Here is a 26,339-nt window from a genome sequence, read left to right as displayed (position 1 = left end):
TCCGGCGGGGCCAGGACGGCCTGCCATGGATTGGCACCGTTGTCATGCAGCCCTGCAGCGTGCTTCGCAAGCCCCGGTTCCGGTAACCTTGCGCCTTTCGCTTTGCAGGAATGCCTTACAGGATGAGCCACGACGCAGTTGCCCCCATCGCCGGCCAGGGAAGGATGCCGCGCCAGATTCCGTACATCATCGGCAATGAGGCCTGCGAACGGTTCAGTTTCTACGGGATGCGCAACATCCTGGTGCAGTTCCTGATCACCTCGCTGCTGCTGCAGGAAATCACTGCAGAGGGCCGTGCCGGTGAAGCCAAGGACATCATGCACAGCTTCATGATCGGCGTGTATTTCTTCCCGCTGCTCGGTGGCTGGCTGGCCGACAAGTTCTTCGGCAAGTACCACACCATCCTCTGGTTCAGCCTGGTCTACTGCGCCGGCCACCTGTGCCTGGCACTGTTCGAAAACAGCCGCGAAGGCTTCTTCCTCGGCCTGGGCCTGATCGCGCTGGGTGCCGGTGGCATCAAGCCGCTGGTGGCCTCGTTCATGGGCGACCAGTTCGACCAGAGCAACAAGCACCTGGCCAAGATCGTTTTCGACGCCTTCTACTGGATCATCAACTTCGGCTCGCTGTTCGCCTCGCTGCTGATCCCGCTGGTGCTGAAGAACTGGGGCCCGCAGTGGGCGTTCGGCATTCCGGGCATCCTGATGTTCATCGCCACCTTCGTGTTCTGGCTTGGCCGCAAGCGCTACGTGCTGGTGCCGCTGCCGCCGAAGGACCCGCACTCGTTCGCCAACGTGGTGCGCACCGCGCTGACCGCGCGCGTCGCCGGCCAGGGCCGTCCGGGCCTGGTGATCGCCGTGCTCGGCGGGGTGCTGGCAGTGGCCTCGTTCGGCCTGGTCGGCTCGCTGGGCATCGTGATCTGCCTGTGCCTGGCGCTGGTGTCGATCCTGGCGGGCATCGGCGGTGGCACCTGGCTGCAGCTGGATCGCGCCCGTGGCCAGCATCCGGCCGAAGCCGTGGAAGGTGTGCGTTCGGTACTGCGCGTGCTGGTGATCTTCGCGCTGACCACGCCGTTCTTCTCGCTGTTCGACCAGAAGGCCTCGACCTGGGTCCTGCAGGGCCAGCAGATGCAGATGCCGAGCTGGTTCACCGCCTCGCAGATGCAGGCGCTGAACCCGCTGCTGGTGATGATCCTGATCCCGTTCAACAACCTGGTGCTGTACCCGGCCCTGCGCCGCTTCGGCTTCGAGCCGACCGCGCTGCGCCGCATGACCGCCGGTATCGCCTTCAGCGGCCTGGCCTGGATCGTCATCGGTGGCATCCAGGTGGTGATGGACGGTGGCAATGCCATGTCGATCTTCTGGCAGATCCTGCCGTACGCGCTGCTGACCTTCGGTGAGGTGCTGGTCTCGGCCACCGGCCTGGAGTTCGCCTACAGCCAGGCGCCGCAGGCGATGAAGGGCGTGGTGATGAGCTTCTGGAACCTGACCACCACCATCGGCAACCTGTGGGTGCTGCTGTCCAACGCGGCGGTGCGCAATGACACGGTGACCCACCAGATCGCCGGCACGGGCCTGAGCGAGGCGGCGTTCCTGATGTTCTTCTTCGCCGGCTTCGCCTTCATCGCGGCGTTGGCCTTCGGTTGGTATGCGAAACGCTATCGTATGGTCGACAACTACCGTAGCGCCTGAGCCTGACATGACCCCCGTCAATCTGCTGTTGATCGCCATCACCGCCATCCTGTCGTGGATGGCGTTCAACAACCGCAAGCTGGCCGACCGCCTGATCCTCTGGCCGCCGGCCATCGACCGTCACCGCCAGTACGACCGGCTGGTGACCTATGGCTTCATCCACGCCGACTGGTCGCACCTGATCTTCAACATGATCACCCTGTTCTTCTTCGGGGGATTCATCGAGAGCGTGATGGTGCAGCTGACCGGCAGCTACCTGACCTATCCGGCGTTCTACATCGGCGCGCTGCTGGTTTCGATCCTGCCCAGCTACCTGAAGAACCAGAAGAATCCGAACTACCTCAGCCTGGGTGCGTCCGGTGCGGTGTCGGCGGTGCTGTTCGCCTTCATCCTGATCAAGCCGTGGTCGATCATCCTGGTGTTCTTCATCCCGGCGCCAGCCATCGTCTACGCCGCGTTCTATGTCGGCTACAGCATCTGGATGGACAAGCGCGGCGGTGACCGCATCAACCACAGTGCCCATCTGGCGGGCGCGGCGTTCGGCGTGATCTTCATGCTGGCCATGCAGCCGAGCATCTTCAACCACTTCCTGCGCGAGCTCTCCAACCCGACCTTCCGCCTCGGCGGCGGTTGATGGCGGCAGCGGGGCGGATCGGCAGCGATCCGCCCCGGCAGGCTCAGGCTGCGGTCTGCTGGCCGTAGGTGTCCATCAGGCGGGCGAACACTTCCTCGCCGATGCGCTGGAAATCCTGGTCTTCGGTCTGCCCTTCCACCGCCAGTTGCAGCAGGCCCTCCAGCAGGGCACGGTCGGTATCAGTATGGGAATCACTGGGGTGCATCGGTGCCTCCGTGGTGGTGCGCATGATCAACGGTCGCAAGGGCCGTGCCAGCCTGGCCGGACCCCTCCATAGGCGATAGCGGCCGCCGGCCCTCCAGCTTGAGGGTCGAAAACTGACGTGAACGGACTGGACTTGCCCCTGTTCAGGCTTCACGCGATCATGGCGCCCGGCTGCGCACCATCCACGCAGTCGCCGCAGGAGACAGTTCCATGGCTTCGGTCACGCCCCCCGGTCTGGCCTATGAGGTCGAACACGACCTGGCCAACCACCGCTTCACCGCCCGTGTGCGTGGACAGCTGGCGGTGCTCGATTACCAGATCAAACGCAGGCGCATGGTCATCACCCACACCGAGGTACCCGAGCCGATTGCCGGCCGTGGCATTGCCGGTGAGCTGACCCGCGTGGCACTGCGCTTTGCCCGCGAGCAGAAGTACAAGGTGGTGCCGGCATGTTCCTACGCCGAGGCCTTCCTGCAGCGGCACGAGGAGTACCACGACCTGCTCGTTGGCTGAATGCCAGCGGGCCACGCTTCAGCCATGGCAGGCGATGATGTACAAACATGAACAGGGGATCCCGATGAAGATTGGAAACAACCGGCCATTGCACGGCAGCGTGCTGGCCGGCGTGGTGGGCGTGCTGTTGCTGGCCGGTTGCCAGCGTGAAAGCGAGCCGGCGCCGGCAGCCGACGCGGCACCCGCCGCCGAGGCCACCGCCGCCGGCGAAACGCCGGCCACCGAGGCGCCGCTGGACCTGCGAGACGTTATCGAGAACAACGAACGCGAAGTGGTGGGCATCAGCTACCCGGCCGGCATCGACCGTTACCCCGGCCTGGCGCGCGCGCTGCAGGACTATGCCACCAGCGCTCGCAGCGACCTGCAGCAGGCGCTGGACGGGCTTGGCAACGACAAGCCGACCATGCCCTACGAGCTGTCGCTGAGCTTCGAGAAACTGCTGGAAACGCCGCAGCTGGTGGTGGTCAGTGCCGACGGCAGCCGCTATACCGGTGGCGCCCATGGCGAACCGCTGGTGGCGCGCTTCGTGTGGCTGCCGCAGCATCAGCAGATGCTCAGCGCCGAAAAGCTGGTGGCCGATGCCAAGGGCTGGAAGGCGATCAGCGATTTCGTCGCCGACCAGTTGCGCGAACGCGTGGCCACCCGTCTCAGTGGCGAGGACATGGACCCGGCCCAGCTGCAGGAGTCGCTGCGCAACGCATCGCGCATGATCGCCGACGGTACCGGCCCGCAGGCCGACAATTTCAGCCAGTTCCAGCCGCTGACCAACGACAAGGGGCAGATCACCGCGCTGCGCTTTGTTTTCCCGCCGTACCAGGTGGGTCCATACTCGGACGGCACCCAGACCGCCGATGTACCGGCGGCGGTGCTGTTGCCGCACGTGGCCAAGGACTACGTGGAGCTGTTCGCACGCGGTTGACCGCAGTCGAGGAGGTGGCGTGGATACAGGGTTGCAGGAGCGGGTCGCCGGCCTGCTGCAGGAAGCCGGGGTCCGCATCGGCGGTACCCAGCCACAGGATATCCAGGTGCATGACCCGCGCTTCTTCGCGCGGGTCATGGCGCACGGCTCGCTTGGCCTCGGCGAGAGCTATATGGACGGTTGGTGGGACGCCAACGTCCTGGATGAATTCCTCGTCCACCTGATGCAGGCGCACCTGGACGAACGGGTGCACGGTTGGCGCGAAGTGGCCGATGCACTGAAGGCGCGCCTGTTCAACCTGCAGGTCGGGCAGGGCAGCTACGAAGTGGGCCGCCGCCACTACGACCTCGGCAACGATCTCTACCAGGCCATGCTCGGTCAGCGCCTGGTCTACAGCTGCGGCTACTGGCGCAATGCCGACGATCTCGACGCCGCGCAGGAGGCCAAGCTCGACCTGGTCTGCCGCAAGCTGGGCCTACGCCCGGGCCAGCGCGTGCTGGACATCGGCTGCGGTTGGGGCGAAGCCCTGAAGTTTGCCGCAGAGCGCTACGGTGTCAGTGGCGTCGGCGTGACCATTTCGCAGGAACAGGCCGGGTTCGCGCGCGAACTGTGCGCGGGCCTGCCGATCGAGATCCGTCTGCAGGACTACCGCGAACTGCACGAACCGTTCGATGCGATCTTCTCGATCGGCATGTTCGAGCACGTCGGGGACAAGAACTACGCCAGTTTCTTCGAGGTGGCCAAACGCTGCCTGTCGCCGCGCGGCCTGCTGTTGTTGCACAGCATCGGTACCAACATTTCGCGGCATCGCACCGATCCGTGGATTGCGCGCTACATCTTCCCCAACTCGATGCTGCCGTCGGCGGTGCAGATCACCCGGGCGTTCGAAGGGCATTTCGTGCTGGAGGACTGGCACAACTTCGGTACCGACTACGACCTCACCCTGCAGGCCTGGCGCCGCAACGTGGAAGCGGCGTGGCCGCAGCTGGATGCGCGCTACGACGAGCATTTCCGCCGCATGTGGCGGTTCTACCTGGCCGGATCGATGGCCACCTTCCGCTGCCGGCACGCGCAGCTGTGGCAGCTGGTGCTGTCGCCGGAAGGCGTTCCGGGTGGGTACGTCGCACCGCGTTGATCCGGAAGATCGTCCACGCATGGCGTGGATCTACTGGAGTGCGTCATGTGTGGATCGATGATGCCGGGGTTCGTGGCGCGAATGGATCGTGCCGACCAACGGTCGGCACCCACCACTAGATCCACGCCATGCGTGGATGCTTCAACAAAAAACCGCCCGGTCTCCCGGGCAGTTTTCGTTTCAGGCGACTGCGCTGGCGATCAGTTGCCGGCGCCGGTCAGGCCACGCTTTTCCAGCAGCGGTTCGATCTGCGGCTCGTGGCCGGCGAAATCGCGGAACAGCTGCATCGCGTCGACGCTGCCGCCCTTGGACAGCAGGGTGGCGCGGAAGTGGTCGCCGTTCTTGCGGCTCAGGCCGCCGTTGTCCTTGAACCACTTCTGGGTGTTGGCGTCGAGCACTTCCGACCAGATGTAGGCGTAGTAACCGGCCGAGTAGCCGCCCATGATGTGGCTGAAGTACGGGGTCTTGTAGCGCGGCGGCACCGGCGCGTAGTAGATGCCGTCCTTCTCCAGCGCGGCGCGCTCGAAGGCCATCACGTCCTTGGCGGCCGGCACCTGGTCGGCGCCGATCTGGTGCCAGCGCTGATCAAGCATGGCTGCACCCAGGTACTCGGTGGTGGCGAAGCCCTGGTTGAACTTGGCCGCCGCCAGCACCTTGTCCAGCAGTGCCTGCGGCATCGCCGAACCATTCTGGTAGTGCTTGGCGTAGTTCTTCAGGATGACCGGGTTGTCGGCCCACATCTCGTTGACCTGCGAGGGGAACTCGACGAAGTCACGCGGCACCGAGGTGCCCGAGAAGTACGGGTACTTCACGTTGGAGAACATGCCGTGCAGGGCGTGGCCGAACTCGTGGAAGGTGGTGTTCACCTCATCCCAGGTCAGCAGGGTCGGCTGGCCGGCCGGCGGCTTCGGGATGTTCAGGTGGTTGGCGACCACCGGCTTGAAGCCGGTCAGCTTGGACTGCGAGACGTAGGAGTTCATCCACGCACCACCGCGCTTGGAGGCGCGTGCATACGGGTCGAAGATGAAGATCGCCAGCTGGCTGCCGTCGGCGTCGAACACATCGTAGACGGTGACGTCATCGTGGTAGACCGGCAGGTCGGTGCGCTGCTTGAAGGTCAGGCCGAATTCCTGGCCGGCGGCGTAGAACACGCCGTTCTCCAGCACGTTCTTCATTTCGAAGTACGGCTTCAGCTGTGACTCGTCGAAGTTGTACTTGGCCTGGCGCACCTTCTCGCTGTAGAAGGCCCAGTCCCACGGTTCCAGCTGGAAGGTCGGCTTGCGCGCGGCCTTCTGTTCCTTGTCGATCATCGCCTGCAGGTCGGCGGCTTCGCGCTTGGCGTTGGCCACGGCGGCCGGGGCCAGCTTGCCCAGCATCGCGTTGACCGCTTCCGGGGTCTTGGCGGTCTGGTTGGTCAGGTTGTAGGCGGCGAAGTTCGGGAAGCCCATCAGCTTGGCCTTGTCGGCGCGCAGCTGCATGATGCGCGAGACCAGCGCGGTGTTGTCGAACTCACCGCCGCGGCTGCCGCGGGTGGTCGAGGCTTCGTAGATCTTCTGGCGCAGGGCGCGGTTGGCCAGGTTGGTCAGCGGCGGCTGGCCGGTGGTGTTGAGCAGGGTAATCACATACTTGCCGTCCTGGCCGCGGGCCTTGGCGGCTTCGGCGGCGGCGGCGATCTGCTCCTTGGACAGGCCGTCCAGTTCCTTGACGTCGTCGACGGTGATCGCCGAGGCGTTCACTTCCGACTGCACGTTCTGGCTGAACTTGGTGCCCAGGTTGGCCAGCTCGGCGTTCATGTCCTTCAACTTGGCCTTGTCGGCCTCGGACAGCTTGGCGCCAGCGCGCACGTAGTTGTCGTAGTACTTCTCGACCAGGCGCACGCCTTCGGCGTCCAGGCCCAGCTGGCTGCGGGTGTCATACAGCGCCTGGATGCGGGCGAACAGCTTGCCGTTCAGCGCGATCGCATCGCTGTGCGCGGCGAACTTGGCCGAGTAGTCGGCCTGCAGCTTCTTTCGGGTGTCGTTGGTGTCGGCGCCGACCAGGCTGAAGAACACGGTCGTCGCACGGTCGAGGATGTCACCGCTCTTTTCCAGGGCGATGATGGTGTTGTCGAAGGTCGGCTTGGCCTTGTTGTTGGCGATTGCCTCCACTTCCTTCAGCTGCTGCGCCATGCCGGCGTCGAAGGCCGGGGCGAAGTCACTGTCCTTGATCTTGTCGAACTGCGGGAAGTGCAGCGGCAGCGGGCTTTCGGCGAAGAACGGATTGGCCTGCTGGGCATTGGTGGTGGCAGCCGGGGTGGCGGCGCCGGCCGAGAAGGCGGGCAGGGCAAGGCCGAGGGACATGGCCACGGCAAGGGCAAGGCGGGTGGTCAAGGCAGGAACTCCGGTAAGGCAAACAAGGGCCCGAGGGTAACCCGGCCGGCAGCGCCCGCACTTGTGTCAAAAGGCATGTTGCCGGGGCCGGGCGCGGGTACCATGCGTTCACCGCCCAGGGCCCGCTGCCATGACCACTGCCTACGATTTCAGCTTCCGCGACCTCGACGGCCAGCCGCAGGCGCTGGCCCGTTATCAGGGCCACCCGTTGCTGCTGGTGAACGTCGCCAGCCGCTGTGGCTTCACCCCGCAGTACACCGGGCTGGAGCAGCTGTGGCAGGACTACCGCGAGCGTGGCCTGGTGGTGATCGGCTTCCCGTGCAACCAGTTCGGCGCGCAGGAACCCGGTGACGCCGCGCAGATCCGCCAGTTCTGTTCGCTGGATTATCCGGTCAGCTTCCCGCTGTCGGAGAAGATCGAGGTCAACGGCGAGGGGGCTGATCCGTTGTGGGCATGGCTGTCACGCGAGAAGCGCGGCCTGCTGGGCAGCGCCCGCATCAAATGGAATTTCAGCAAGTTCCTGGTCGACCGCCAGGGCAACGTGGTGGATCGCTTTGCACCCACCACCAAGCCGGAACAGCTGCGCGGCGCGATCGAAGCGGTGTTGTGAAGGGTGGTAGTGCCGGCCGCTGGCCGGCAATCCCGGAGCGCACGGAGAGCCGGCCAGCGGCCGGCACTACCGTTGCAGATCATTTCTCGACGAACGCGCGCTCGAACACGTAGTGGCCCGGTTGGCCGATGCGCGGCGAGACCTGGAAGCCGCGGGCATCGAGCACAGTTCGCAGATCAGCCAGCATCTGCGGGCTGCCGCAGATCATCGCGCGGTCGTTTTCCGGGCTCAGTTCCGGCAGGCCGAGGGTGCGCTGCATCTCGCCGCTTTCCATCAGCTGGGTCAGGCGCCCCTGGTTGGCGAACGGCTCACGGGTGACCGCCGGGTAGTACAGCAGCTTGTCGCCGATCATCTCGCCCAGGAACTCATGCTCGCGCAGTTCCTTCTCGAAGTAATCGCGGTAGGCCAGGTCCTTTTCGTAGCGCACGCCGTGGCAGAGGATCACCTTCTCGAAGCGCTCGTAGGTTTCCGGGTCCTTGATGACCGACAGCCACGGTGCCATGCCGGTGCCGGTACCCAGCAGGTACAGGTTCTTGCCCGGGTGCAGGTCGCTGATCAGCAGGGTGCCGGTGGGCTTCTTGCCGACCAGCACCTTGTCGCCTGGCTTGATGTGCTGCAGACGCGAGGTCAGCGGGCCGTCCTGCACCTTGATGCTGAAGAACTCCAGATGCTCTTCCCAGTTGGCGCTGGCGATGGAATACGCACGCAGCAGCGGCCGCGCCTCGGTTTCCAGGCCGATCATCACGAACTGGCCGTTCTCGAAGCGGAAGCCGCTGTCGCGGGTAGTGGTGAAACTGAAGTAGGCATCGGTCCAGTGACGGACCTCAAGCACCGTTTCGGCGCCAAAAGCGGAGGACATGGGCGTATCTATCGAAAGTCGTCGGGGGGATTCTATCTCAAATGAGACAAGTTCTCATTGGGCGGAACGAGAGGCGTTCTCAGCGGTAACCCGCCGCCTGCAGCTCGAACAGCTCGGCATAGCGGCCGCCCTGTGCCATCAACTGCGCATGGGTGCCGCTGGCCTCGATCCGGCCATCGGCCAGCACCAGGATGCGGTCGGCCATGCGTACCGAGGAAAAGCGGTGGGAAATCAACACTGCGGTGCGATTATCCGCCAGTTCCCTGAACCGCTGGAACACTTCGAACTCACTTCGCGCGTCCAGCGCTGCGGTTGGCTCATCCAGGATCATCACCTGCGCATTGCGCATCCACGCGCGGGCAATGGCGATCTTCTGCCACTGGCCGCCAGAAAGGTCCACGCCCTGCTTGAAGCGGCGGCCGATCAGCTGGTCGTAGCCGCCGGGCAGGTCGTCGATCACTTCCTCGGCCATGCCGCGCCGCGCGGCATCGGCGATGCGTGCCTGGTCATCCATCGCCTCGACCTGACCGACGCCGATGTTCTCGCCGGCGCTGAGGTTGTAGCGCACGAAGTCCTGGAAGATCACTCCGAGGTTGGCGCGCAGGTCGTCCAGGTCGTAGTCGCGCAGGTCGCGGCCATCGAGCAGGATGCGGCCCTCGTCCGGTTCGTACAGGCGTGCCAGCAGTTTGACCAGTGTGGTCTTGCCCGCGCCATTCTCGCCGACCAGGGCCAGCACTTCGCCGGCGTGCAGCTGGAAATCCAGATGGCGCACCGCCCATTGCTCGGCATCGGGATAGCGGAAGCCGACGTTCTCGAACACGAATCCCTGGCGGATCGGCTGCGGCACGCGCGCGGCGTCTTCCCGCGAGTGGATTTCCGGCTCGATCTGGAAGAAAGAGAACAGGTCATCCAGGTACAGCGCCTGGCTGGCCACCTGAGAGAACCCGATCAGCAGGCCCTCCAGCAGCTGGCGCAGGCGCAGGAAGCTGCCGGCGAGGAAGGTCAGGTCGCCGATCGAGAAATCGCCGCGCACCGTGCGCCAGGCGATGTAGGCATAGGCGGTGTAGTAACCCAGCGTACCCAGCGCGGCCAGCAGCGTGCCCCAGAACGCGCGGCGCCGGGCCAGCGCCCGGTTGGCCTGGAACAACGCCACCGACAGGCGCCGGTAGCGCTCCACCAGGAAGCGGTGCAGGTTGTAGATCTTCACCTCCTTGGCCGTTTCCACGCTGGCGCCGAGTTGGCGCAGGTAGTCGAGCTGGCGGCGCTCCGGCGTCCATTGGAAGTTGAGGCTGTAGCCGGCCGCGTTGAAGTGCGATTCGCCGATGAAGGCCGGCACCAGTGCCAGCGCCAACAGCAGGATCAGCCACGGCGCATACACCAGCAGGCCGACGGCGAGGCTGGCCACGGTGATCGCGTCCTGCACCTGGCCGAACAGCTGGCTCATCAGGTTCATCCGGCCCATGGTCTGGCGCCGCGCGCGGTCCAGCTTGTCCTGCAGGTCCGGGTCCTCGAAGTCCTCCAGGTCCAGCGTTGCCGCGTGTTCCATCAGGCGGATGCTGGTGACGTTGGCGAACAGTTCGGAAAGCAGGGCGTCGGCATAGCTGACCAAACGGCCCAGCAGGTCCGAGGCGATGGCCAGGCCGAATTCCAGCGCCAGCAGGCCCAACAGTGGATTGAGCACGCCGCTGGATAGCGCCTCCCCCAGCGGCGGGAAGCCCGCATCGTGCTGGCTCAGGTGCAGGGCGCTGTCGATGATCAGCTTGCCGACGTACAGCATCGCCACCGGCAGCAGGGCGCGGATCAGGCGCAGCCCGAGGCTGGCCAGGGTGAGCGCAGGGCTGGTCTGCCAGACCATGCGCAGGAACGGCGGCAGGTTGCGCATGGCCCTGAAGCGCTGGCGCAGGCTGGGTTTCTTCGCGGCGGCAGCGCCAGCGGTGGGGGGAGCAGGCATGCCCGTATTGTGCGCGCCTGATACGTGCAGAGGGGGTCAGTGCAGCCGTGTGGCCGACATCGGGGTCAGATCCCTTTGCACGGCAAAGGGCTATGAACCCAGCGACCCAGAGGGGATCAGAGCCCTTCGCGAAGCGAAGGGATCCGACCCTCCCGCATCCACGCACGGCGTGGATCTACCGTGTCGACCAAGGTCGACACCTGCCAACAGGTGCAGGAACCTCTCGAAGCCGGGGTGGGTCAGGCCGGCAGCGGCGGCAGCAGGCCCGCACCCAGCCGGTTCCAGGCATTGATCACTGCAATCCCCATGCTCAGGTCACTGATGCCCTTCTCATCGAAGTGCGGTCCCAGTGCATCGAACGCCGCCTGCGACGGCGCACCGTCGGTCAGCCGGGTCAGTGCCTCGGCCCAGCCCAGCGCCGCACGCTCGCGGGCATCGAAGAAACGGCTTTCGTGCCAGGCGGGCAGGGTGTCCAGCTTGCGCGGCTCGATGCCACCCTTGCGCAGCGCCGTGCCGTGCATGTCCATGCAGTAGCCGCAGCCGTTGAGCTGCGACACGCGCAGGAACACCAGTTCCATCAGGGTCGGATCGATCGAGCTGTCATGCACCGCCTGGCTGGTGGCCAGCAGGCCCTTGAAGGCCTCGGCGGCCAGGCGGATGTAGGGGACGCGGGGAGAGGCATGGTTCGACATCGTGGGCTCCACGGCGGCCACGATGGCCGCCTTTCACTACCAGGACGCCGCACCGTCACCGCGCGTGACAACCTTCGGCAACTTTTCCGGATTCAGCACGCTGTACACGTTGGCGATGCGGCCATCGACCACTTCGATGGTGGTGACCGAGTGCAGGCGGTCACCCTGGAAGCGCAGGATCGCCGGTTCGCCGTTGACGTAGCCCAACTTCGCCGGATGCACCGCGCCGCGGCGGGCAATGGCCCAGAACAGGCGACCGATCCGCTCGGCGCCCAGCAACGGGCGCACCGCTGCGGTGACCACACCGCCGCCGTCGGACACCAGCAACGCGTTGGTGTGCAGCAGGGCCTGGATCGCCTCGCTGTCGCCGCGCTGCGAGGCATCCATGAAGCGCGCCAGCAGCTGCCGGTGCTGGCTGGCATCGGCGTTGAAGCGCGGTCGTCCGGCCTGCAACCGCTGCCGGGCGCGATGCACCAGTTGCCGGCAGTTGGCCTCGCTGTGGCCGATCAGCTCGGCGATCTCGCGATAGTCGTGGTCGAAGGCCTCCTTCAGCAGGAAGGCGGCGCGTTCCTCGGGGCCGAGTTGTTCAAGCAGGGTCAGGAAGGCGACCGAGACGTCGTCGGCCAGCGCATGCAGCTGGGCCGGGCCGGGCGCCGGGTCGGGCTCCAGGGTGACCGCCAGCGGCTCGGCCAGCCATGGGCCGACGTAGTGCACGCGCTCGCGCTTGGCCGCGCGCAGCCGGTCCAGGCCGAGCCGGGTGGTGGTGGTGACCAGCCAGGCTTCGGGGTCGCGGACGGCCGCCGGATCGGCACCGGACCAGCGCAGCCAGGCATCCTGGACCACGTCTTCGGCGTCGGCGCGACTGCCGAGCAGGCGGTAGGCCAGGGCCATCAGGCGCGGGCGGTGGGTCTGGAAAGCGGTTTCGGCGTTCATGTGGGCAAGGACGCCGCAGTGGCGCGTGGCGTGACAGAGGGCTTGCGTGGATATTGCCGGCCAGCGGCCGGTACTACCACCCTGCGGCCGGGGGAGGGGGTAAAATGGGCGGATTACCCCCGCCAGCCTCCAGCAAGCGAGCAAGTCGTGACATCGATCAAGCAGGAAGACCTCATCCAGTCCATCGCCGACGCGCTGCAGTACATCTCGTACTACCACCCGGTCGACTACATCAAGAACCTTGCCGCCGCCTATGAGCGCGAGGAGTCGCCGGCCGCGAAGGAAGCGATGGCGCAGATCCTGATCAATTCGCGTATGTGCGCCGAAGGCCACCGTCCGATCTGCCAGGACACCGGCATCGTCACCGTGTTCCTGGAAATCGGCATGGACGTGCGCTGGGACGACGCCACCATGGGCGTGGAAGACATGGCCAATGAAGGCGTGCGCCGCGCCTACATGCACCCGGACAACAAGCTGCGCGCCTCGGTGCTGGCTGATCCGGCCGGCAAGCGCATCAACACCAGGGACAACACCCCGGGCGTGGTCAACGTGAAGGTGGTGCCGGGCAACAAGGTCGACGTGATCGTCGCCGCCAAGGGCGGTGGTTCGGAAGCGAAGACCAAGTTCGCCATGCTCAACCCGTCCGACTCGATCGTCGACTGGGTGCTGAAGACCGTGCCGACCATGGGCGCCGGCTGGTGCCCGCCGGGCATGCTCGGCATCGGCATCGGTGGCACCGCCGAGAAGGCGATGCTGCTGGCCAAGGAAGCGCTGATGGAGCCGATCGACATCACCGAGCTGCAGGCCCGTGGTGCGTCCAACCGCATCGAAGAGTTGCGCCTGGAGCTGTACGAGAAGGTCAACGCGCTGGGCATCGGTGCGCAGGGCCTGGGCGGCCTGACCACCGTGCTCGACATCAAGATCAACGATTACCCGACCCATGCGGCCAACCTGCCGGTGGCGATGATCCCGAACTGCGCGGCCACCCGCCATGCGCACTTCACCCTGGATGGCAGCGGCCCGGTGATGCTGGACCCGCCGTCGCTGGAAGACTGGCCGAAGCTGACCTACGATTCGTCCAAGGGCACCCGCGTGGACTTGGATACGATCACGCCGGAAGACGTGGCCAGCTGGAAGCCGGGCCAGACCCTGCTGCTCAACGGCAAGCTGCTGACCGGGCGCGATGCTGCGCACAAGCGCATGGTCGACATGCTCAACAAGGGTGAGGAACTGCCGGTCGATCTGAAGGGCCGCTTCATCTACTACGTCGGCCCGGTCGATCCGGTGCGCGACGAAGTGGTGGGCCCGGCCGGTCCGACCACGGCGACCCGCATGGACAAGTTCACCGAGCAGGTGCTAGCACAGACCGGCCTGCTGGGCATGGTCGGCAAGGCCGAGCGCGGCCCGGCCGCCATCGAGGCCATCAAGAAGCACAAGTCGGCCTACCTGATGGCCGTCGGTGGTTCGGCCTACCTCGTGTCCAAGGCGATCAAGGCGGCCAAGGTGGTCGGCTTCGCCGACCTGGGCATGGAAGCGATCTACGAGTTCACCGTGCAGGACATGCCGGTGACCGTGGCCGTCGACTCCACCGGTGAATCGGTGCACAAGACCGGCCCGCGCGAATGGCAGGCCCGCATCGGCAAGATTCCGGTGGTGGTGGAGTAATTCCCCGCACGCTTCGGTCCAGACAACGGCGCCCGTGTAGCGCCGTTGTCGTGTGCAGCCTGCCCGCACGCGGCCTGCTCTGCTAACGTGCTGGCTGACGCCTTGGAAGGGAGTCCATCGTGCTGAAGTGGTCGCGTGTTTTCGTGTTGCTGGTCGCTGCGCTGGCGTGCAGCGCCTGCGGGCCGCGTTACTTCGTTGAACCTCCAACCCACGAAGCGGGGAAGATCTGCGCGTCGGTCTGCGAGAGCCAGAAGGCGACGTGTGACTTCCACAACCGCGCCCGCGGCGAGTCGGAGCAGCGGCGCTGCGAAAGCGAGAAGAGCCGGATCATCAGCCGTTGCAGTGGTATCGCCGATGACAAGCAGCGGCACAACTGCGAAGGAGGCAACGGTGCCGGCGACTACTGTGGTCCCCCGGCGCTTCCTTCATGCAGTGCTCCTTACGCCCAGTGCCTTCTCTCCTGCGGCGGCACCGTGAATGAAGTCCGCACCGACACCGGTATTCCCGTGTACTGATCGGGGGGCGCTGGTGCATGCAGGAGCAACCGTGGTCTGCTAGGGTCGACACACCCACTGCACCAGGATGTGCCCATGCGCCTGCATCGATCCCTCCCGGCTGTGTTCCTGCTGGTCCTGGCCGGCTGCAGCACAACGTCGTCCTACGAAGGTGCGGATTTCTCCGCCTCCGCGCAGTGCCGCATGCAATGCCAGGCCAGCTATCGCAGCTGCATGGCCCAGAACGATTCGCTCGGCAGTCGCCAGAGCAATTGCGAGCAGCAGGTGGTGCCGGCGCCGGACAAGCGCTGCAAGGACGTTGCCAACCCCGAACTGCGCCGTTCCTGTGAACTGAAGGCGCATGACTGCACGATGCGCGCGCCGATGATGTCCTGTGGCGAACGCCGCGATGCCTGCATGAGCAGTTGCGGCTGAGCGGCGACAGCCGGTGTGGGCGCATAATCGGTCGATCCATCCACACAGGACCCGCGCATGAGCACCACGCTGTATGGTTCAACCAGCACCGCCGCCCTGGTGGTGCATTGGCTGCTGATCGAGCTGGGCATCGAGCACGAACTGGTGCTGCTGGATTTCGACGCGCGCGAGCACAAGTCAGCGCAGTACCTGGCACTGAATCCGGCCGGTGTGGTGCCGACGCTGCTCATCGATGGCCTGGTACTGACCGAAGCGGCGGCCATTGCGTTGTACCTGGCTGATCGCCATCCGGACGCCAACCTGCTGCCCGCACTGGGCACGCCGCAGCGCGCCGATGCCTACCGCTGGATGTTCTGGTGTGCCAATACGCTGCAGCCGGCCTATCGCGCCTGGTTCTATCCGCATGAGGTGGCGGGCGAGGCGAACGTCGAGGCGAGTCGCGAGATGGCCCGTCAGCGCCTTGAAGCGGCCTGGCAGCGTGTGGCCACGCACCTGCAGGCGCATGGCCCTTACCTGCTGGGCACCACGCCCTGCGTGGTCGACTACATGCTGGTGATGCTGATGCGCTGGTCGCGCAACATGCCGAAGCCCAGCGACACCTGGCCGGAGCTCAAGGCGCATGCCACGTCGATGAAGGCGCGCCCGGCGTTCGCCGAGGTGTACCGCCGCGAAGGCATCACCGACTGGCGGTAACCTGTTCTGTAGAGCCGAGCCATGCTCGGCTGCTGTTCGCGTGCAGTCCATGATTGCAGCCGAGCATGGCTCGGCGCTACCAACGCAGTGCGGGTTACAGGATCTCCAGCACCGTTTCGGGCGGGCGGCACAGCCGCGTGCCCTTGTCCGTGCGCACCACGGGGCGGTTGATCAGGCGGGGATGTTCGGCCATCGCGGCCAGCAGCGTGGCCTCGTCCGCATCTTCCAGGCCCAGTTCGGCGAACTGCGCTTCCTTGCTGCGCACCAGATCACGCGCGCTCAACCCGGATTCGGCCAGTACCTGGCGCAGTGTGGCCACATCGGGTGGATTGCCGAGGTACTCGATCACCTCCGGCTCAAAGCCTGCATCGCGAATCAGCTTCAATGCGCCGCGTGAATTGCTGCAGGCCGGGTTGTGCCAGATCGTCACGTCCATCAGAACCACTCCAGCAGGGACACGCCCACGCCCACGTAGGTAGCCTTGTGGTTGTAGTCGATCAGGCTTTCGCCGTAGCCGTCGAAGACCTGCACATGGCCGCGCAGCAGGTTGCTGATCGGGAAGCCGTAGTCCAGCTGCAGGGCGCCGTGCGAGCGGCTGCCGGTGCGCAGCGAATGGCGCGCCATCAAAGAGACTTCGTGGCCGTTGCGGTTCCAGGTCAGGGTCGCGTCACCGCGGCCCATGTAATCCTCGATGTCCGGGTTGTTGTCGTCGCTGCGCGTCTCGGGAATGCGGTACCACGGCCGCAGCACCAGCGCCCAGTTCTCACGGTCCAGGCCGATGTTGAGCATCACCCGGTTCCAGCTGCGCGACAGCGGATCAGCGCGGCCATTGGACTGGTGGTTCAGCGCGATGCCGGTCATGCGCCCGCGCCAGCCACCGATCGAATAGCCGTTGCGGAACACCATCATCACTTCCGGCTCGTAATTGGTTTCGCGGAACGGGCGCGAATCCTCGCCGTTGTAGGCCTGCCAGCGCGAGCTCTGGGTGTAGCCGGCCCAGATATCGCCGTTGTCACCGAACAGGTTCTCGGCGATCTTGGTCTTGAAGCTGATCTGGAACTTCAGTTCGGCACTGTCCAGCACCTGCGGCGTGGTGACCGTGTTTGCCGGGTTCGGCGAATGCGGCGTGGTGTTGCGGTCGCTGGTCCAGAACGCCGGCAGCAGGTACACCGGCTTGTAGGCACGCAGCTGGAATGGACCCAGCTTGGAGTCTTCGGCCAGTTCCCAGCGGCTGTCCAGCAACGAACCACGGCCGGCGTTGGCCAGTGCGCTGTCCGGTGTTGCCGGACGGAACAGGTCGCTGACCCGTTCGCGCAGTTTCTCTTCGCCCTGGCTCACGCGTGCGGTCTGGCGCTCTTCGCGACGGGCCTGCGCGGCCGCCTCGGCAGCGGCGTCGGCAGCGGCCGTGGCCTGCGGGGTGTGCGCGAACAGGCGGTCATAGCAGGCCAGGCGCGCCGCGTCGGTGGTGATGGCCGCGCAAGCGGCCGGCGAGGTGTCGGTGCTGGGCACGAACTCCTGCGCGGCCAGCGGAGCACTGGCCAGGGCCAGCGCCAGCGGCGCAAGGCGGGGAAGCAGCGAGGGGAGGGTCATTCCAGCAGGCCCTTCGGTGACTATGGGGATCGCACAGTGTGGCGGCTGCACCGCATCGCGGCCAGCCCCACGGTTTATGCACGGCCACTGCGTGCGTGTGGCGTGAAGGCTGCGCCGCTCACAGGAACCAGGCGAAGGCGAACAGCCCCAGCATCGCGATCACCACCGCCAGTTTCAGCGCCAGGCCGAGCAGGATGCCGAGCCAGGTGGCCAGGCCGACCTTGGTCGAGCGGCCCAGCTCGCGGGTGTGCCAATACTCGCCGAGCAGGGCGCCGATCAGCGGACCGGCGAACAAACCGATCGGCATGAAGAACAGGCCGACGATGCTGCCGACGAACGTACCCCATAGCGCCTTCCGGCTGGCGCCCACCCGTTGCGCGCCCACCACTGTGGCCAGCACGTCCGCCAGCAGTGAGAGCACGGTCAGTACAGCCAGTACGACGAGGGTTGGCCAGCCCACATGGACGAAGCCGTCGGCCCACGCTGCCAGCAGCAGTCCGATGAACACCAGCGGGACCCCGGGCAGGGCCGGAAGAATGATTCCGGCGATGCCGACGAGGACAAAAATGACCGCTAGCAGATATAAGATGAATGAGAGTCCCATGCTGTCCCGTATGGTGGTCGTTTTGGGGTTGACAGTGAAAGATTTTGCCAGTTGATTTTTCGTTTTGGGCGGGTTAAGTTGCAGTCGCTGAGCTTGGCAAGGTCACCGTGGATCGTGGCCTGATGAAGCAAGATCTTCCCGATCCGCTGCATCGATGCACCTCGCTTCCCCCTTGCTTGTCAGCCGCCCACCAGGCGTTTCCAACAACAAGAGAGAGTCAAAGGGAGTTAGTGAGATGGCTGATCGCGAGACCGGTACCGTAAAGTGGTTCAATGATGCGAAGGGCTTCGGCTTCATCAGCCGGCAGAATGGCGAGGACGTGTTCGTGCACTTCCGCGCCATCGAGACCCAGGGCTTCAAGAGCCTCAAGGAAGGCCAGACTGTGAGCTTCGAAGTCGTGCAGGGCCAGAAGGGTCTGCAGGCTGACAAGGTGCAGCCGGTGTAATACCCGCCGCCTGTCGGCATGAAAAAGGCCCGCGCAAGCGGGCCTTTTTCTTTGCGCATGGCCCGGTGCGGATCAGCGCAGGATGACCTTGCCGTTGACCACGCGCACGTAGGTGTTCTCGCGGATGCCACCGAGGTCGCGCTGGTTCACCACGATGGTGCGGCCATCGTCCATGCGCACGCTGATGTCGTAGGTATCGCTGGTCACGTTCTTCTGGATCTGGTTGCCGGCCAGCGCGCCACCTACCGCGCCTGCGGCGGCGGCGATGTTCTTGTTGCCGCGGCTGCCGCCGGTGTGGTCGGAGATCTCATGGCCGGCCACGGCGCCGACGATGCCGCCGAGGATGGCGCCGGTAGCGCTGGGGGCGGTACGGCCGGACTGTACGGTGCTGATGCGGGTGACGATGCCGCAGTCGGCGCAGCGGCCCTGGTTGTAGCCACCATTGTTGCCGTAGCCGCCATTGTTGTAGCCGTTGTTGTAGCCACCACCGCCGTAGCCGGGTGAGGTGGCACAGCCTGCCAGGGCGAGGGTAGCGATGGCGCTGGCGGCAATGAGCTGGATCTTCATGGGGCGTCTCCTGGCCGTGAAGGCGGGTGTCTGGGGTGGTACTGCGTCATGCAGCAGGGTGGACGAATCCTCTCCTTTCGAACGTGAACGACGCGCCAACCATGCGTGCCTTGCCCGGCTGCAGGATGAATGCGGCTCAGCGGAAGTCCTGGTGGCATGCGCGGCAGTCGGCCTGCACCGTTTCCACCACCTGGGCCAGTGCCTTGCAGTCGCTGGGCGGAGACGCCAGCGCGGCGTTGAGGTTGCCGCGCAGCTGGCTGGCGTGCTGCTGGAACTGCGCGTTGTCCTTCAGCCCGGGAAAGGCCAGATCCAGATCATTGGACAGCAGGCGTACGGCCTGCAGGCGCGGCACGCTGTCGGCCAGGCTGCAGCGGTTCTGCTGCTGAGCCTGCTGCAGCAGCTCTGATTGTCGCTGCATGACCTGCATCAGGCTGTCCGGGAACGGGTCGCGGCGCGCCTGCAGGGCGCGGCCCACCATGACCGTGGCGATCAGGCCGATCAGCAGCCCCAGGCACAGCACGAACAGATAGCGGTAGGCGGTGGACGGGCGGCGGGGCGGGCTGGCGTTCATGGCGGGCTCTCCGGGCGTGCAACGGTGGGTTCGATGCCGGTGCGCTGCAGGCGCCGACGCCTGCACGTTAAAATAGCCGGATGAACGAACAGGTCAAACAACGCTTCGCCGGCATCGAACGGCTGTATGGCGTGGGTGCGCTCGAGCGCCTGCAGGGCAGCCGCGTGGCGGTGGTGGGCATGGGGGGTGTCGGCTCATGGGTGGTGGAAGCGCTGGCGCGCTCCGCGGTCGGTCACCTGACCCTGATCGATGCCGATGACATCTGCGTGTCCAATACCAACCGGCAGCTGCCGGCGATGGAAGGCAACTACGGCCGCAACAAGGCCGAGGCGATGGTCGAGCGCTGCCGCGCGATCAACCCGGACATCGACGTTGATGCGGTGCAGGCGTTCCTGACGGTGTCCAACATGGCCGAGCTGCTGGACCGGGGCTTCGATCTGGTGATCGACGCCTGTGACAGCTTCCGGGTCAAGGTCGAGACGATTGCGTGGTGCCGCCGCCGCAAGCTGCCACTGCTGACCGTCGGCGCCGCCGGTGGCCGTACCGATCCCACCCTGGTGCGGATCCGCGATGTCTCGCGCACCGAGCACGATGCCATGCTGGCGCTGATCCGCAAAAAGCTGCGCAGCGAGTTCAATTTTCCGAAGAACGCCAAGCGCTATTTCGGTGTGCCGGCGGTGTATTCGCTGGAGAACGTGAAGTACCCGCAGGCTGATGGCAGCGTCTGTGGCATCCGCCCGAACCTCGGTGCCGATGCGGCACTGAAACTGGACTGTGGCGCAGGCCTGGGCGCGGCGACCCACATCACTGGCGCGTTCGCCTTCGCAGCGGTGGGCAAGGCATTGGAAATGCTGCTGGAGCCGAAGAAGGTGAAGGCCGAAGTGGTCGAGGATCACGCCGACGCGTGAGGGTAGTGCCGGCCGCTGGCCGGCAACTGCGCTGATCGAATCATTCCGGAGTTGCCGGCCAGCGGCCGGCACTACCCTCAGTTTGCCGGCAGCGCGAACAGCCGCCGCGCATTCTCCGTCGTGGCCTGCGCCACCGCGTCCAGATCCATCCCGCGCAGCGCGGCCACGTGGCGGGCGATGACCGCCAGCCGCGCCGGTTCGTTGCGCTGGCCGCGGATGCCGGCGTCAGGCTGGTCGGGCGCGTCGGTCTCCAGCAGCAGTTGTTCCAGCGGCATTTCGCGCACCAGCCGCTGCAGGCGCTGCGCGCGGTCGTAGGTCAACGGGCCGCCGAGCCCGAGCAGGAAGCCCTGCCTGTGCAGTTGCGCCGCCTGTTCCGGACTGCCGGAAAAGCTGTGCACCACGCCGCGCAGGCTGCCGACGCGACGGATCGCGGCGATCACCGCATCCACCGCACGCCGTGCATGCACGACCACAGGCAGTTCGTACTCACGGGCCAGTTCCAGCTGACCGACGAAGTACGCCTGCTGCGCCTCGGCATCCAGGCCTTCGGCAAAGAAGTCCAAGCCGCATTCGCCGATCGCGCAGGGGCGTTCGCGCTCGATCCACTCGCGCAGCAGCGGCAGGTGGCCGGGCCGGTGCTCGGCCAGGAACATCGGGTGCAGGCCATAGGCCGGGTACAGTCCCGGTGCCTGCCTGCAGACCTCGCGCAGCTTCGGCCAGCTGCCAGCGGTCACCGCCGGCACCACCTGCAGCCGCACGCCAGCGGCCTGCGCGCGTGCGATCACGGCGGCGCGGTCACTGTCGAACTCGTCGGCATCGAGGTGGCAGTGGCTGTCGACCAGCAGGCTCAACGCTGTTCCAGCGGTGGTGGCGTGGCAGCGTTGCGGCGCTTCCAGTTCGCCAGCAGCAGGGTGCCGAAGCCCAATACCAGCTCATCGACGAACGGAATCGGGTCCGGGATGAACAGGGTCAGCGCGAACAGGCCGGCGGTGAGCTTGAACAGGGTGGGGTAGCGCAGCCGGCGTGCCCATTGCAGTACCGGCAACAGCATCGGGTTGGCCATGGCGGGAATCCTCCTGGGGAATATGCAAACGCTACCACGGGCCCAGCATTTCCCGATGCTGAATGGGTTACAGCAATGAGCAGGAAATGTGGAGATTCCGTTCAGGCAGCGCATGCTGCAATCTGGCCCGAGAACGTTGCGGATGGTCCGCAAGGAGCAGGTCATGAAAAGCACAACTACAACTGTCCTGGTCGCAGCGGGCGCGCTGCTGGTCGGTGGCATCGCCACCGCCGCCTTCATGAAGAGTGGCGGCACGTCGCCCGATTCCATCAGCGCCGGAACCCCCAATGGCGAATCGCGCCTCGTTGACGGCAATGCCGCTGACGACGGCGCACGTGGTGACAAGCTGGACCCCTCCGCGCCGCGCGGGCTTGAATATGCCGATGTTCTGAAGGTCGACCCGATCACCGAGAAGCAGAAGGCCTATGCCACCGTGATCGGCACCGATGCGGTGCGTGAGACCTCCACCACCCAGACCCCTCATGAAGTCTGCCAGGACGTGACGGTGCAGGAGCGCCTGCCGGAACGTGACGGCAACGTCGGCGGCACCGTGGTCGGTGCCGTGGTGGGTGGCCTGCTGGGCAACCAGGTCGGCGGCGGCAACGGCAAGAAGGCCGCGACCGCAGCCGGTGCCGTGGCGGGTGGCTTCATCGGCAATCAGATCGACAAGCGCCATGTGGGTGGCCGCGTGGTCAACCGCACCGAGCGCCAGTGCCACACCGAGACCGCGACCTCCGAGTCGAGCCGCGTTACCGGCTACAACGTGACCTATCGCAACGAGGACGGCACCACCGGCACCATGCGCATGGCCAGCAAGCCGGGCAACCGCATTGCCATGGGTACCAACGACGTAGTGAAGGGCTACAACGTGACCTACCGCTACGACGGCGCCGAGAAGACCGTGCGCATGGACAACAAGCCGGCCAGCGATCGCCTGCCGGTGGTCGATGGCCAGCTGGTCACGCAGACCGCTGCCGCCGGAGCCACTGCGGCCACCACGCGCCAGTAATCCAGACGCAGCATGCAGTACCCGACGGGCCGGCTCATGCCGGCCCGTTTCGTTGCAGCCGGCAGAATTCATCCGCGTGGGGCGCCAATCCACCATCATGGACGCTCCTTTCGACACGGAGCCGGCATGAGCATCTTCGACCTGCGCATTGAAACCGAACGCCTGATCCTGCGCCCGCTGCTGCGCGAGGACTACGAGCCGTATCTGGCGTTCTGCGCTGACGAGGAAACGATGCGCACCCTCGGTGGCGTGCAGCCGCCGTCGGTGGCCTGGCGTGGCTTCTGCAGCCTGGCTGGCGCCTGGCAGTTGTTCGGCTTCTCGATGTTCAGCGTGATCGAGAAATCCAGCGGCGAATGGATCGGACGGATGGGCCCGTGGCAGCCGCAGGACTGGCCCGGTACCGAAGTGGGCTGGGGCATCCGTCATGCCAGCTGGGGCAGGGGCTATGCGCCGGAGGCGGCGGTCGCCGCGATCGACTGGGCGTTCGACACGCTGGGATGGGACGAAGTGATCCATACCATCGCCGAGAACAACGACAACTCGCGGGCGGTCGCGCGCAAGCTCGGCAGCACGATGCTGCGCATGGGGGAGTTGCCAGCGCCGTACAACGACAAGCCGATGCAGATCTGGGGCCAGTCGCGCGCGCAGTGGCGACAGCGCCGTTCGCCGTTGTAGAGCCGAGCCCGCCATGCTGCACCCGCGCTTGGCATTCACAGACGCGCTTGCCAGACTGCACGCAGCCGGCCGCCGGCCGGATGTGATGGAGCAGGCAATGGTGGAAGAGCGCGTCCCGCTGACGGTGCATGGCATGTCGGTCTCGGGCAATTGCCACAAGGTCCGCCTGCTGCTGGAGCAGCTCGGCAGCCGTTACCGCTGGGTGGAGGTGGACAGTGCCCACGGCCAGACCCATACCCCCGAATTCCTGGCGCTCAACCCGAATGCCAAGGTGCCGCTGATCGTCCGCGACGATGGCCGCGTGCTGACCGAATCCAACGCGATCCTGTTCTGGCTGGCCGAAGGCACGCCGTACCTGCCCACCGATGGCTGGGAGCGCGCGCAGGCGTTGAGCTGGATGTTCTTCGAGCAGTACACGCACGAGCCGTGCGTGGCAGTGGCGCGCTTCATCCGCGGCTGGACCGCACCCGATTCGCCGCGCCGCGCCGAACTGCCGCGCCTGCATGAACGCGCCGCCACCGCGCTGGCGGTGATGGAGCAGCACCTGCGCCAGGCGCAGTGGTTCACCGGCAGCGGATACGGCATTGCCGATATCGCCCTGTTTGCCTATACCGATGTGGCGGGCGAGGGCGGCATCAGCCTGGAGCCGTTCCCGGAAGTTCGCGCCTGGCTGCAGCGCGTGCGTGAGCAGCCGCGCTTCCTGCCGATGCCGGCAGTGACCGCCGAAGTGCGCTCGCGTTTCGAGGCCGCGTGACTCTCACCAGGGTGACCCCCACAGGGTAGCGCCGGGCCATGCCCGGCGGAATGCAACAACGACACGGAGGGTGTTCGATGTTCGCTGTGGTTCCAGATCCGATTCCCGCACGCATGCGCACGCTCAACCGCGCCGAGGTATGCGACGTCAACTTCCTCGATGCGGTGCGTGGCTGGCGCGGCACCCCGCGACCGCGCCCGGCACCGGACGCGCCGATCCTGCCGGGCAGCACGCTCAGCGCTGCGGCCTTCGGTGAACTGTTCGAGTCGCAGCTGGCCAGCCGCCAGCTGGACCTGATGGCACGCGTGCTGCGCGTGCAGAACAAGGTCTTCTACACCATCGGTTCCTCCGGCCACGAAGGCAACGCGCTGCTGGCGCGGGCCTGCCGGCATACCGATCCAGCGTTCCTGCACTATCGCTCCGGTGCTTTCATGGCCGAGCGTTCGCGCCAGGTGCCGGGCATCGATCCGCTGCGCGATGCCGCACTGTCCTTCGCCGCCAGCGCGGATGATCCGGCCAGTGGTGGCCGCCACAAGGTGTGGGGCAGCAAGCCATTGTGGGTGCTGCCGCAGACCTCGACGATTGCTTCGCACCTGCCGAAGGCGCTGGGCACCGCGCTGGCCATCGAGAGTGGCAAGCGGCTGGGGCAGGTGCTGCCGATTCCCGCCGACAGCATCGTGCTGTGCTCGTTCGGGGATGCCTCGGCCAACCATGCCACCGCGCAGACCGCATTCAATACCGCGATGTGGTCGGCCTACCAGAAGCTGCCGGCGCCGGTCCTGTTCGTCTGCGAGGACAACGGTCTGGGCATCTCTGTGAAGACGCCGGAAGGCTGGATTGCCGAGCGCTTCAGCCGCCAGCCGGGGCTCGACTATTTCTTCGCCGATGGGCTGGACCTGGCCACCGGACACGCCCAGGTGCAGGCCGCGGTGGAACACTGCCGGCGCACGCGGCGGCCGACCTTCCTGCATCTGCGTACCACGCGCCTGATGGGCCACGCCGGCACCGACTTTGAAGTGGAATGGCGCGCGCTGCCGGAGCTGTGCGCGGCCGAGGCGCAGGATCCGCTTCTGCGCTCGGCGCAGATCGCGATGGAATCGGGCTGGATGGATGCGGCCGCCATCGAAGTGGCCTACGAAACGATGCGCGCGCGCTGCATGGCGGCGGCTGCCGACGCCGAAGGCCGCCCGACGCTGCAGTCGCTGCAGGAAGTGATGGCGCCGCTGGCGCCGTACACGCCATCGGCGGTGCAGGCCGAAGCACGCCGCGAGGTGTCCGCCGAGAGGCGCGAAGCACTGTATGGCGGCGCCGACGCACTACCGGAGCGACAGGCACCACGGCACCTCGCCATCCAGATCAACCACGGCCTGCAGGAGCTGCTGGCGAAGTATCCGCAGAGCCTGCTGTTCGGCGAGGACGTCGCGCAGAAGGGCGGTGTCTACACCGTCACCAAGGATCTGCTGCGCCGCTTCGGCCCACGCCGGGTGTTCAACACCCTGTTGGACGAAACCATGATCCTGGGCATGGCGCAGGGCCTGGCCAACATGGGCATGCTGCCGATTCCGGAGATCCAGTACCTGGCCTACCTGCACAACGCCATCGACCAGCTGCGTGGCGAAGCCTGTTCACTGCAGTTCTTCTCCAATGACCAGTACCGCAACCCGATGCTGGTGCGGGTGGCCGGGCTGGGTTACCAGAAGGGCTTCGGCGGCCACTTCCACAACGATAATTCGATCACGGCGCTGCGCGACATTCCCGGCCTGGTGGTCGGTTGCCCGTCGCGTGGCGACGATGCGGTGATGATGCTGCGCACGCTGGCGGCGCTGGCCCGGGTGGATGGACGTGTGGCGGTGTTCCTGGAGCCGATCGCGCTGTACATGAGCAAGGACCTGCATGAGCCGGGCGATGGCCAGTGGCTGTTCGACTACCCGGCCCAGGGCCAGGCGCTGGTACCGGGCGAGGGGCGGGTCTATGCGCCGGAGGCAGGCGACCTGGTGGTCTACACCTATGGCAACGGCGTGCCGATGGCGCTGCGCGCGGCGCGGGCGATCGAGCAGCAGCTGGGCTGGCAGGTGCGGGTGGTCGACCTGCGCTGGCTGGTGCCACTGGATGCAGGCTTCATCGCCAGCCAGGCGGCCAGTGCACGGCGCGTGTTGGTGCTGGACGAGGGTCGCCACAGTGGCGGGGTGGGCGAGGGCGTGGTGACCGCACTGGTCGAGGCCGGTTTCGGCCATCTGCCGCTGCGCAGGGTCTGCGGTGCCGATACCTATACCCCGCTGGCGGGGGCAGCAATGTTCGGGCTTCCAAGCGACAATGCGGTGATTGGCGCCGCCCTTGAACTGGCGCAGGAACCTTGATG

At 66.1% G+C, this 26,339-nt stretch carries 29 protein-coding genes; 16 read left to right on the top strand and 13 right to left on the bottom strand.

What is annotated here, in order from left to right:
* The first annotated feature begins 122 nt into the window (after nucleotides 1-122).
* Both R1H25_RS10720 and R1H25_RS10715 read left to right on the top strand, forming a co-directional pair.
* Nucleotides 123-1,688, top strand: a complete 1,566-nt coding sequence (locus R1H25_RS10720) for an oligopeptide:H+ symporter (RefSeq protein ID WP_049449227.1) — start codon at nucleotides 123-125, stop codon at nucleotides 1,686-1,688.
* 7 nt (nucleotides 1,689-1,695) lie between these two features.
* Nucleotides 1,696-2,322 (top strand): rhomboid family intramembrane serine protease, encoded by a 627-nt coding sequence (locus R1H25_RS10715; protein ID WP_057500143.1) that lies wholly within the window; start codon nucleotides 1,696-1,698, stop codon nucleotides 2,320-2,322.
* A 43-nt stretch (nucleotides 2,323-2,365) separates the two neighbouring features.
* Here R1H25_RS10715 and R1H25_RS10710 read toward each other — a convergent pair whose 3' ends face one another.
* Nucleotides 2,366-2,527: a hypothetical protein gene (locus R1H25_RS10710; protein ID WP_162838400.1), complete on the bottom strand. Its 162-nt coding sequence runs from the start codon at nucleotides 2,525-2,527 to the stop codon at nucleotides 2,366-2,368.
* A gap of 209 nt (nucleotides 2,528-2,736) precedes the next feature.
* On the opposite strand from R1H25_RS10710, the gene R1H25_RS10705 reads away from it, so the two are divergent.
* The 3 genes from R1H25_RS10705 to cfa are packed head-to-tail and all read left to right on the top strand — an operon-like array spanning nucleotide 2,737 to nucleotide 5,093.
* Nucleotides 2,737-3,039, top strand: a complete 303-nt coding sequence (locus R1H25_RS10705; protein ID WP_006455911.1) for a GNAT family N-acetyltransferase — start codon at nucleotides 2,737-2,739, stop codon at nucleotides 3,037-3,039.
* 37 nt (nucleotides 3,040-3,076) lie between these two features.
* Nucleotides 3,077-3,958, top strand: a complete 882-nt coding sequence (locus R1H25_RS10700; RefSeq protein ID WP_049449223.1) for a DUF3298 and DUF4163 domain-containing protein — start codon at nucleotides 3,077-3,079, stop codon at nucleotides 3,956-3,958.
* 19 nt (nucleotides 3,959-3,977) lie between these two features.
* Complete coding sequence (gene cfa, locus R1H25_RS10695; RefSeq protein ID WP_317223558.1) at nucleotides 3,978-5,093, top strand: cyclopropane fatty acyl phospholipid synthase; 1,116 nt, start codon at nucleotides 3,978-3,980, stop codon at nucleotides 5,091-5,093.
* Nucleotides 5,094-5,293: 200 nt separating this feature from the next.
* Here cfa and R1H25_RS10690 read toward each other — a convergent pair whose 3' ends face one another.
* On the bottom strand, nucleotides 5,294-7,462 hold the full coding sequence (locus R1H25_RS10690) for a M3 family metallopeptidase (protein WP_317223557.1): 2,169 nt from the start codon (nucleotides 7,460-7,462) through the stop codon (nucleotides 5,294-5,296).
* 130 nt (nucleotides 7,463-7,592) lie between these two features.
* Between R1H25_RS10690 and R1H25_RS10685 the strand changes: the two genes are divergently transcribed.
* Complete coding sequence (locus R1H25_RS10685; RefSeq protein WP_049449215.1) at nucleotides 7,593-8,072, top strand: glutathione peroxidase; 480 nt, start codon at nucleotides 7,593-7,595, stop codon at nucleotides 8,070-8,072.
* 79 nt (nucleotides 8,073-8,151) lie between these two features.
* Here R1H25_RS10685 and R1H25_RS10680 read toward each other — a convergent pair whose 3' ends face one another.
* The 4 genes from R1H25_RS10680 to R1H25_RS10665 form a co-directional block, all read right to left on the bottom strand.
* Entirely contained in the window at nucleotides 8,152-8,931 is a 780-nt protein-coding gene (locus R1H25_RS10680) for a ferredoxin--NADP reductase (RefSeq protein ID WP_010486777.1), read from the bottom strand.
* 79 nt (nucleotides 8,932-9,010) lie between these two features.
* Entirely contained in the window at nucleotides 9,011-10,882 is a 1,872-nt protein-coding gene (locus R1H25_RS10675) for an ABC transporter ATP-binding protein (RefSeq protein ID WP_317223556.1), read from the bottom strand.
* 239 nt (nucleotides 10,883-11,121) lie between these two features.
* Entirely contained in the window at nucleotides 11,122-11,574 is a 453-nt protein-coding gene (locus R1H25_RS10670; protein WP_317223555.1) for a carboxymuconolactone decarboxylase family protein, read from the bottom strand.
* Nucleotides 11,575-11,610: 36 nt separating this feature from the next.
* On the bottom strand, nucleotides 11,611-12,507 hold the full coding sequence (locus R1H25_RS10665; protein WP_317223554.1) for an RNA polymerase sigma-70 factor: 897 nt from the start codon (nucleotides 12,505-12,507) through the stop codon (nucleotides 11,611-11,613).
* 147 nt (nucleotides 12,508-12,654) lie between these two features.
* Between R1H25_RS10665 and R1H25_RS10660 the strand changes: the two genes are divergently transcribed.
* From R1H25_RS10660 to R1H25_RS10645, 4 genes are all read left to right on the top strand, one after another.
* On the top strand, nucleotides 12,655-14,172 hold the full coding sequence (locus tag R1H25_RS10660) for a fumarate hydratase (protein WP_109813587.1): 1,518 nt from the start codon (nucleotides 12,655-12,657) through the stop codon (nucleotides 14,170-14,172).
* Nucleotides 14,173-14,291: 119 nt separating this feature from the next.
* Nucleotides 14,292-14,687, top strand: a complete 396-nt coding sequence (locus R1H25_RS10655) for a hypothetical protein (RefSeq protein WP_317223553.1) — start codon at nucleotides 14,292-14,294, stop codon at nucleotides 14,685-14,687.
* A gap of 75 nt (nucleotides 14,688-14,762) precedes the next feature.
* Complete coding sequence (locus R1H25_RS10650; protein WP_317223552.1) at nucleotides 14,763-15,101, top strand: hypothetical protein; 339 nt, start codon at nucleotides 14,763-14,765, stop codon at nucleotides 15,099-15,101.
* Nucleotides 15,102-15,158: 57 nt separating this feature from the next.
* Nucleotides 15,159-15,794 carry a glutathione S-transferase family protein gene (locus R1H25_RS10645; protein ID WP_317223551.1) on the top strand — a complete coding sequence of 212 codons (636 nt, stop codon included), beginning with the start codon at nucleotides 15,159-15,161 and terminating at the stop codon, nucleotides 15,792-15,794.
* Nucleotides 15,795-15,888: 94 nt separating this feature from the next.
* Here R1H25_RS10645 and arsC read toward each other — a convergent pair whose 3' ends face one another.
* From arsC to R1H25_RS10630, 3 genes are all read right to left on the bottom strand, one after another.
* Nucleotides 15,889-16,230 carry an arsenate reductase (glutaredoxin) gene (gene arsC / locus R1H25_RS10640; RefSeq protein ID WP_317223550.1) on the bottom strand — a complete coding sequence of 114 codons (342 nt, stop codon included), beginning with the start codon at nucleotides 16,228-16,230 and terminating at the stop codon, nucleotides 15,889-15,891.
* On the bottom strand, nucleotides 16,230-17,384 hold the full coding sequence (locus tag R1H25_RS10635) for a phospholipase A (protein WP_317223549.1): 1,155 nt from the start codon (nucleotides 17,382-17,384) through the stop codon (nucleotides 16,230-16,232). Before R1H25_RS10635 ends, arsC begins: the two co-directional genes overlap by 1 nt.
* A 118-nt stretch (nucleotides 17,385-17,502) precedes the next feature.
* The gene (locus tag R1H25_RS10630; RefSeq protein ID WP_317223548.1) at nucleotides 17,503-17,988 is read right to left on the bottom strand and encodes a DUF456 domain-containing protein; all 486 of its coding nucleotides are present in this window, start codon (nucleotides 17,986-17,988) and stop codon (nucleotides 17,503-17,505) included.
* A gap of 235 nt (nucleotides 17,989-18,223) precedes the next feature.
* On the opposite strand from R1H25_RS10630, the gene R1H25_RS10625 reads away from it, so the two are divergent.
* Nucleotides 18,224-18,433 (top strand): cold-shock protein, encoded by a 210-nt coding sequence (locus tag R1H25_RS10625; protein ID WP_010486802.1) that lies wholly within the window; start codon nucleotides 18,224-18,226, stop codon nucleotides 18,431-18,433.
* 72 nt (nucleotides 18,434-18,505) lie between these two features.
* Here the strand turns inward: R1H25_RS10625 and R1H25_RS10620 are convergent, their stop codons facing one another.
* Together R1H25_RS10620 and R1H25_RS10615 are read right to left on the bottom strand one after the other, a co-directional pair.
* Nucleotides 18,506-19,000: a glycine zipper 2TM domain-containing protein gene (locus R1H25_RS10620; RefSeq protein WP_049449195.1), complete on the bottom strand. Its 495-nt coding sequence runs from the start codon at nucleotides 18,998-19,000 to the stop codon at nucleotides 18,506-18,508.
* Between the two features lie 136 nt (nucleotides 19,001-19,136).
* Complete coding sequence (locus R1H25_RS10615) at nucleotides 19,137-19,571, bottom strand: cytochrome c (protein ID WP_099588887.1); 435 nt, start codon at nucleotides 19,569-19,571, stop codon at nucleotides 19,137-19,139.
* Nucleotides 19,572-19,651: 80 nt separating this feature from the next.
* Between R1H25_RS10615 and R1H25_RS10610 the strand changes: the two genes are divergently transcribed.
* Nucleotides 19,652-20,479 carry a tRNA threonylcarbamoyladenosine dehydratase gene (locus R1H25_RS10610; protein WP_317223547.1) on the top strand — a complete coding sequence of 276 codons (828 nt, stop codon included), beginning with the start codon at nucleotides 19,652-19,654 and terminating at the stop codon, nucleotides 20,477-20,479.
* A 77-nt stretch (nucleotides 20,480-20,556) separates the two neighbouring features.
* On the opposite strand, the gene R1H25_RS10605 is transcribed toward R1H25_RS10610, so the two are convergent.
* Together R1H25_RS10605 and R1H25_RS10600 are read right to left on the bottom strand one after the other, a co-directional pair.
* The gene (locus R1H25_RS10605) at nucleotides 20,557-21,330 is read right to left on the bottom strand and encodes a TatD family hydrolase (protein WP_317223546.1); all 774 of its coding nucleotides are present in this window, start codon (nucleotides 21,328-21,330) and stop codon (nucleotides 20,557-20,559) included.
* On the bottom strand, nucleotides 21,327-21,542 hold the full coding sequence (locus R1H25_RS10600) for a DUF6116 family protein (protein WP_049449187.1): 216 nt from the start codon (nucleotides 21,540-21,542) through the stop codon (nucleotides 21,327-21,329). Before R1H25_RS10600 ends, R1H25_RS10605 begins: the two co-directional genes overlap by 4 nt.
* A gap of 163 nt (nucleotides 21,543-21,705) precedes the next feature.
* On the opposite strand from R1H25_RS10600, the gene R1H25_RS10595 reads away from it, so the two are divergent.
* The 4 genes from R1H25_RS10595 (at nucleotide 21,706) to R1H25_RS10580 (ending at nucleotide 26,337) form a co-directional block, all read left to right on the top strand.
* Nucleotides 21,706-22,551 (top strand): glycine zipper 2TM domain-containing protein, encoded by an 846-nt coding sequence (locus R1H25_RS10595; protein WP_317223545.1) that lies wholly within the window; start codon nucleotides 21,706-21,708, stop codon nucleotides 22,549-22,551.
* Nucleotides 22,552-22,677: 126 nt separating this feature from the next.
* Nucleotides 22,678-23,226, top strand: a complete 549-nt coding sequence (locus R1H25_RS10590; protein WP_057500665.1) for a GNAT family N-acetyltransferase — start codon at nucleotides 22,678-22,680, stop codon at nucleotides 23,224-23,226.
* 97 nt (nucleotides 23,227-23,323) lie between these two features.
* Nucleotides 23,324-23,980 (top strand): glutathione S-transferase family protein, encoded by a 657-nt coding sequence (locus R1H25_RS10585; RefSeq protein ID WP_029380098.1) that lies wholly within the window; start codon nucleotides 23,324-23,326, stop codon nucleotides 23,978-23,980.
* A gap of 77 nt (nucleotides 23,981-24,057) precedes the next feature.
* Nucleotides 24,058-26,337, top strand: coding sequence for a thiamine pyrophosphate-dependent enzyme (locus tag R1H25_RS10580; RefSeq protein ID WP_317223544.1), 2,280 nt, complete (start codon nucleotides 24,058-24,060; stop codon nucleotides 26,335-26,337).
* Nucleotides 26,338-26,339 lie beyond the last annotated feature (2 nt).

This window comes from Stenotrophomonas veracruzanensis (assembly GCF_032911525.1).
In the GTDB taxonomy this organism is placed as follows: Bacteria; Pseudomonadota; Gammaproteobacteria; order Xanthomonadales; family Xanthomonadaceae; genus Stenotrophomonas; species Stenotrophomonas africana.
This window is presented reverse-complemented; position numbering and strand designations above follow the sequence as displayed.

Bases quoted from the DNA above. Each gene is read 5' to 3' on its own strand.
- R1H25_RS10720 (WP_049449227.1), top strand. From the start codon at position 123: ATGAGCCACGACGCAGTTGCCCCCATCGCCGGCCAGGGAAGGATGCCG.
- R1H25_RS10715 (WP_057500143.1), top strand. From the start codon at position 1,696: ATGACCCCCGTCAATCTGCTGTTGATCGCCATCACCGCCATCCTGTCG.
- R1H25_RS10710 (WP_162838400.1), bottom strand. From the start codon at position 2,527: ATGCACCCCAGTGATTCCCATACTGATACCGACCGTGCCCTGCTGGAG.
- R1H25_RS10705 (WP_006455911.1), top strand. From the start codon at position 2,737: ATGGCTTCGGTCACGCCCCCCGGTCTGGCCTATGAGGTCGAACACGAC.
- R1H25_RS10700 (WP_049449223.1), top strand. From the start codon at position 3,077: ATGTACAAACATGAACAGGGGATCCCGATGAAGATTGGAAACAACCGG.
- R1H25_RS10685 (WP_049449215.1), top strand. From the start codon at position 7,593: ATGACCACTGCCTACGATTTCAGCTTCCGCGACCTCGACGGCCAGCCG.
- R1H25_RS10680 (WP_010486777.1), bottom strand. From the start codon at position 8,931: ATGTCCTCCGCTTTTGGCGCCGAAACGGTGCTTGAGGTCCGTCACTGG.
- R1H25_RS10675 (WP_317223556.1), bottom strand. From the start codon at position 10,882: ATGCCTGCTCCCCCCACCGCTGGCGCTGCCGCCGCGAAGAAACCCAGC.
- R1H25_RS10670 (WP_317223555.1), bottom strand. From the start codon at position 11,574: ATGTCGAACCATGCCTCTCCCCGCGTCCCCTACATCCGCCTGGCCGCC.
- R1H25_RS10665 (WP_317223554.1), bottom strand. From the start codon at position 12,507: ATGAACGCCGAAACCGCTTTCCAGACCCACCGCCCGCGCCTGATGGCC.
- R1H25_RS10650 (WP_317223552.1), top strand. From the start codon at position 14,763: ATGCGCCTGCATCGATCCCTCCCGGCTGTGTTCCTGCTGGTCCTGGCC.
- R1H25_RS10645 (WP_317223551.1), top strand. From the start codon at position 15,159: ATGAGCACCACGCTGTATGGTTCAACCAGCACCGCCGCCCTGGTGGTG.
- arsC (WP_317223550.1), bottom strand. From the start codon at position 16,230: ATGGACGTGACGATCTGGCACAACCCGGCCTGCAGCAATTCACGCGGC.
- R1H25_RS10635 (WP_317223549.1), bottom strand. From the start codon at position 17,384: ATGACCCTCCCCTCGCTGCTTCCCCGCCTTGCGCCGCTGGCGCTGGCC.
- R1H25_RS10630 (WP_317223548.1), bottom strand. From the start codon at position 17,988: ATGGGACTCTCATTCATCTTATATCTGCTAGCGGTCATTTTTGTCCTC.
- R1H25_RS10625 (WP_010486802.1), top strand. From the start codon at position 18,224: ATGGCTGATCGCGAGACCGGTACCGTAAAGTGGTTCAATGATGCGAAG.
- R1H25_RS10620 (WP_049449195.1), bottom strand. From the start codon at position 19,000: ATGAAGATCCAGCTCATTGCCGCCAGCGCCATCGCTACCCTCGCCCTG.
- R1H25_RS10615 (WP_099588887.1), bottom strand. From the start codon at position 19,571: ATGAACGCCAGCCCGCCCCGCCGCCCGTCCACCGCCTACCGCTATCTG.
- R1H25_RS10610 (WP_317223547.1), top strand. From the start codon at position 19,652: ATGAACGAACAGGTCAAACAACGCTTCGCCGGCATCGAACGGCTGTAT.
- R1H25_RS10600 (WP_049449187.1), bottom strand. From the start codon at position 21,542: ATGGCCAACCCGATGCTGTTGCCGGTACTGCAATGGGCACGCCGGCTG.
- R1H25_RS10595 (WP_317223545.1), top strand. From the start codon at position 21,706: ATGAAAAGCACAACTACAACTGTCCTGGTCGCAGCGGGCGCGCTGCTG.
- R1H25_RS10590 (WP_057500665.1), top strand. From the start codon at position 22,678: ATGAGCATCTTCGACCTGCGCATTGAAACCGAACGCCTGATCCTGCGC.
- R1H25_RS10585 (WP_029380098.1), top strand. From the start codon at position 23,324: ATGGTGGAAGAGCGCGTCCCGCTGACGGTGCATGGCATGTCGGTCTCG.
- R1H25_RS10580 (WP_317223544.1), top strand. From the start codon at position 24,058: ATGTTCGCTGTGGTTCCAGATCCGATTCCCGCACGCATGCGCACGCTC.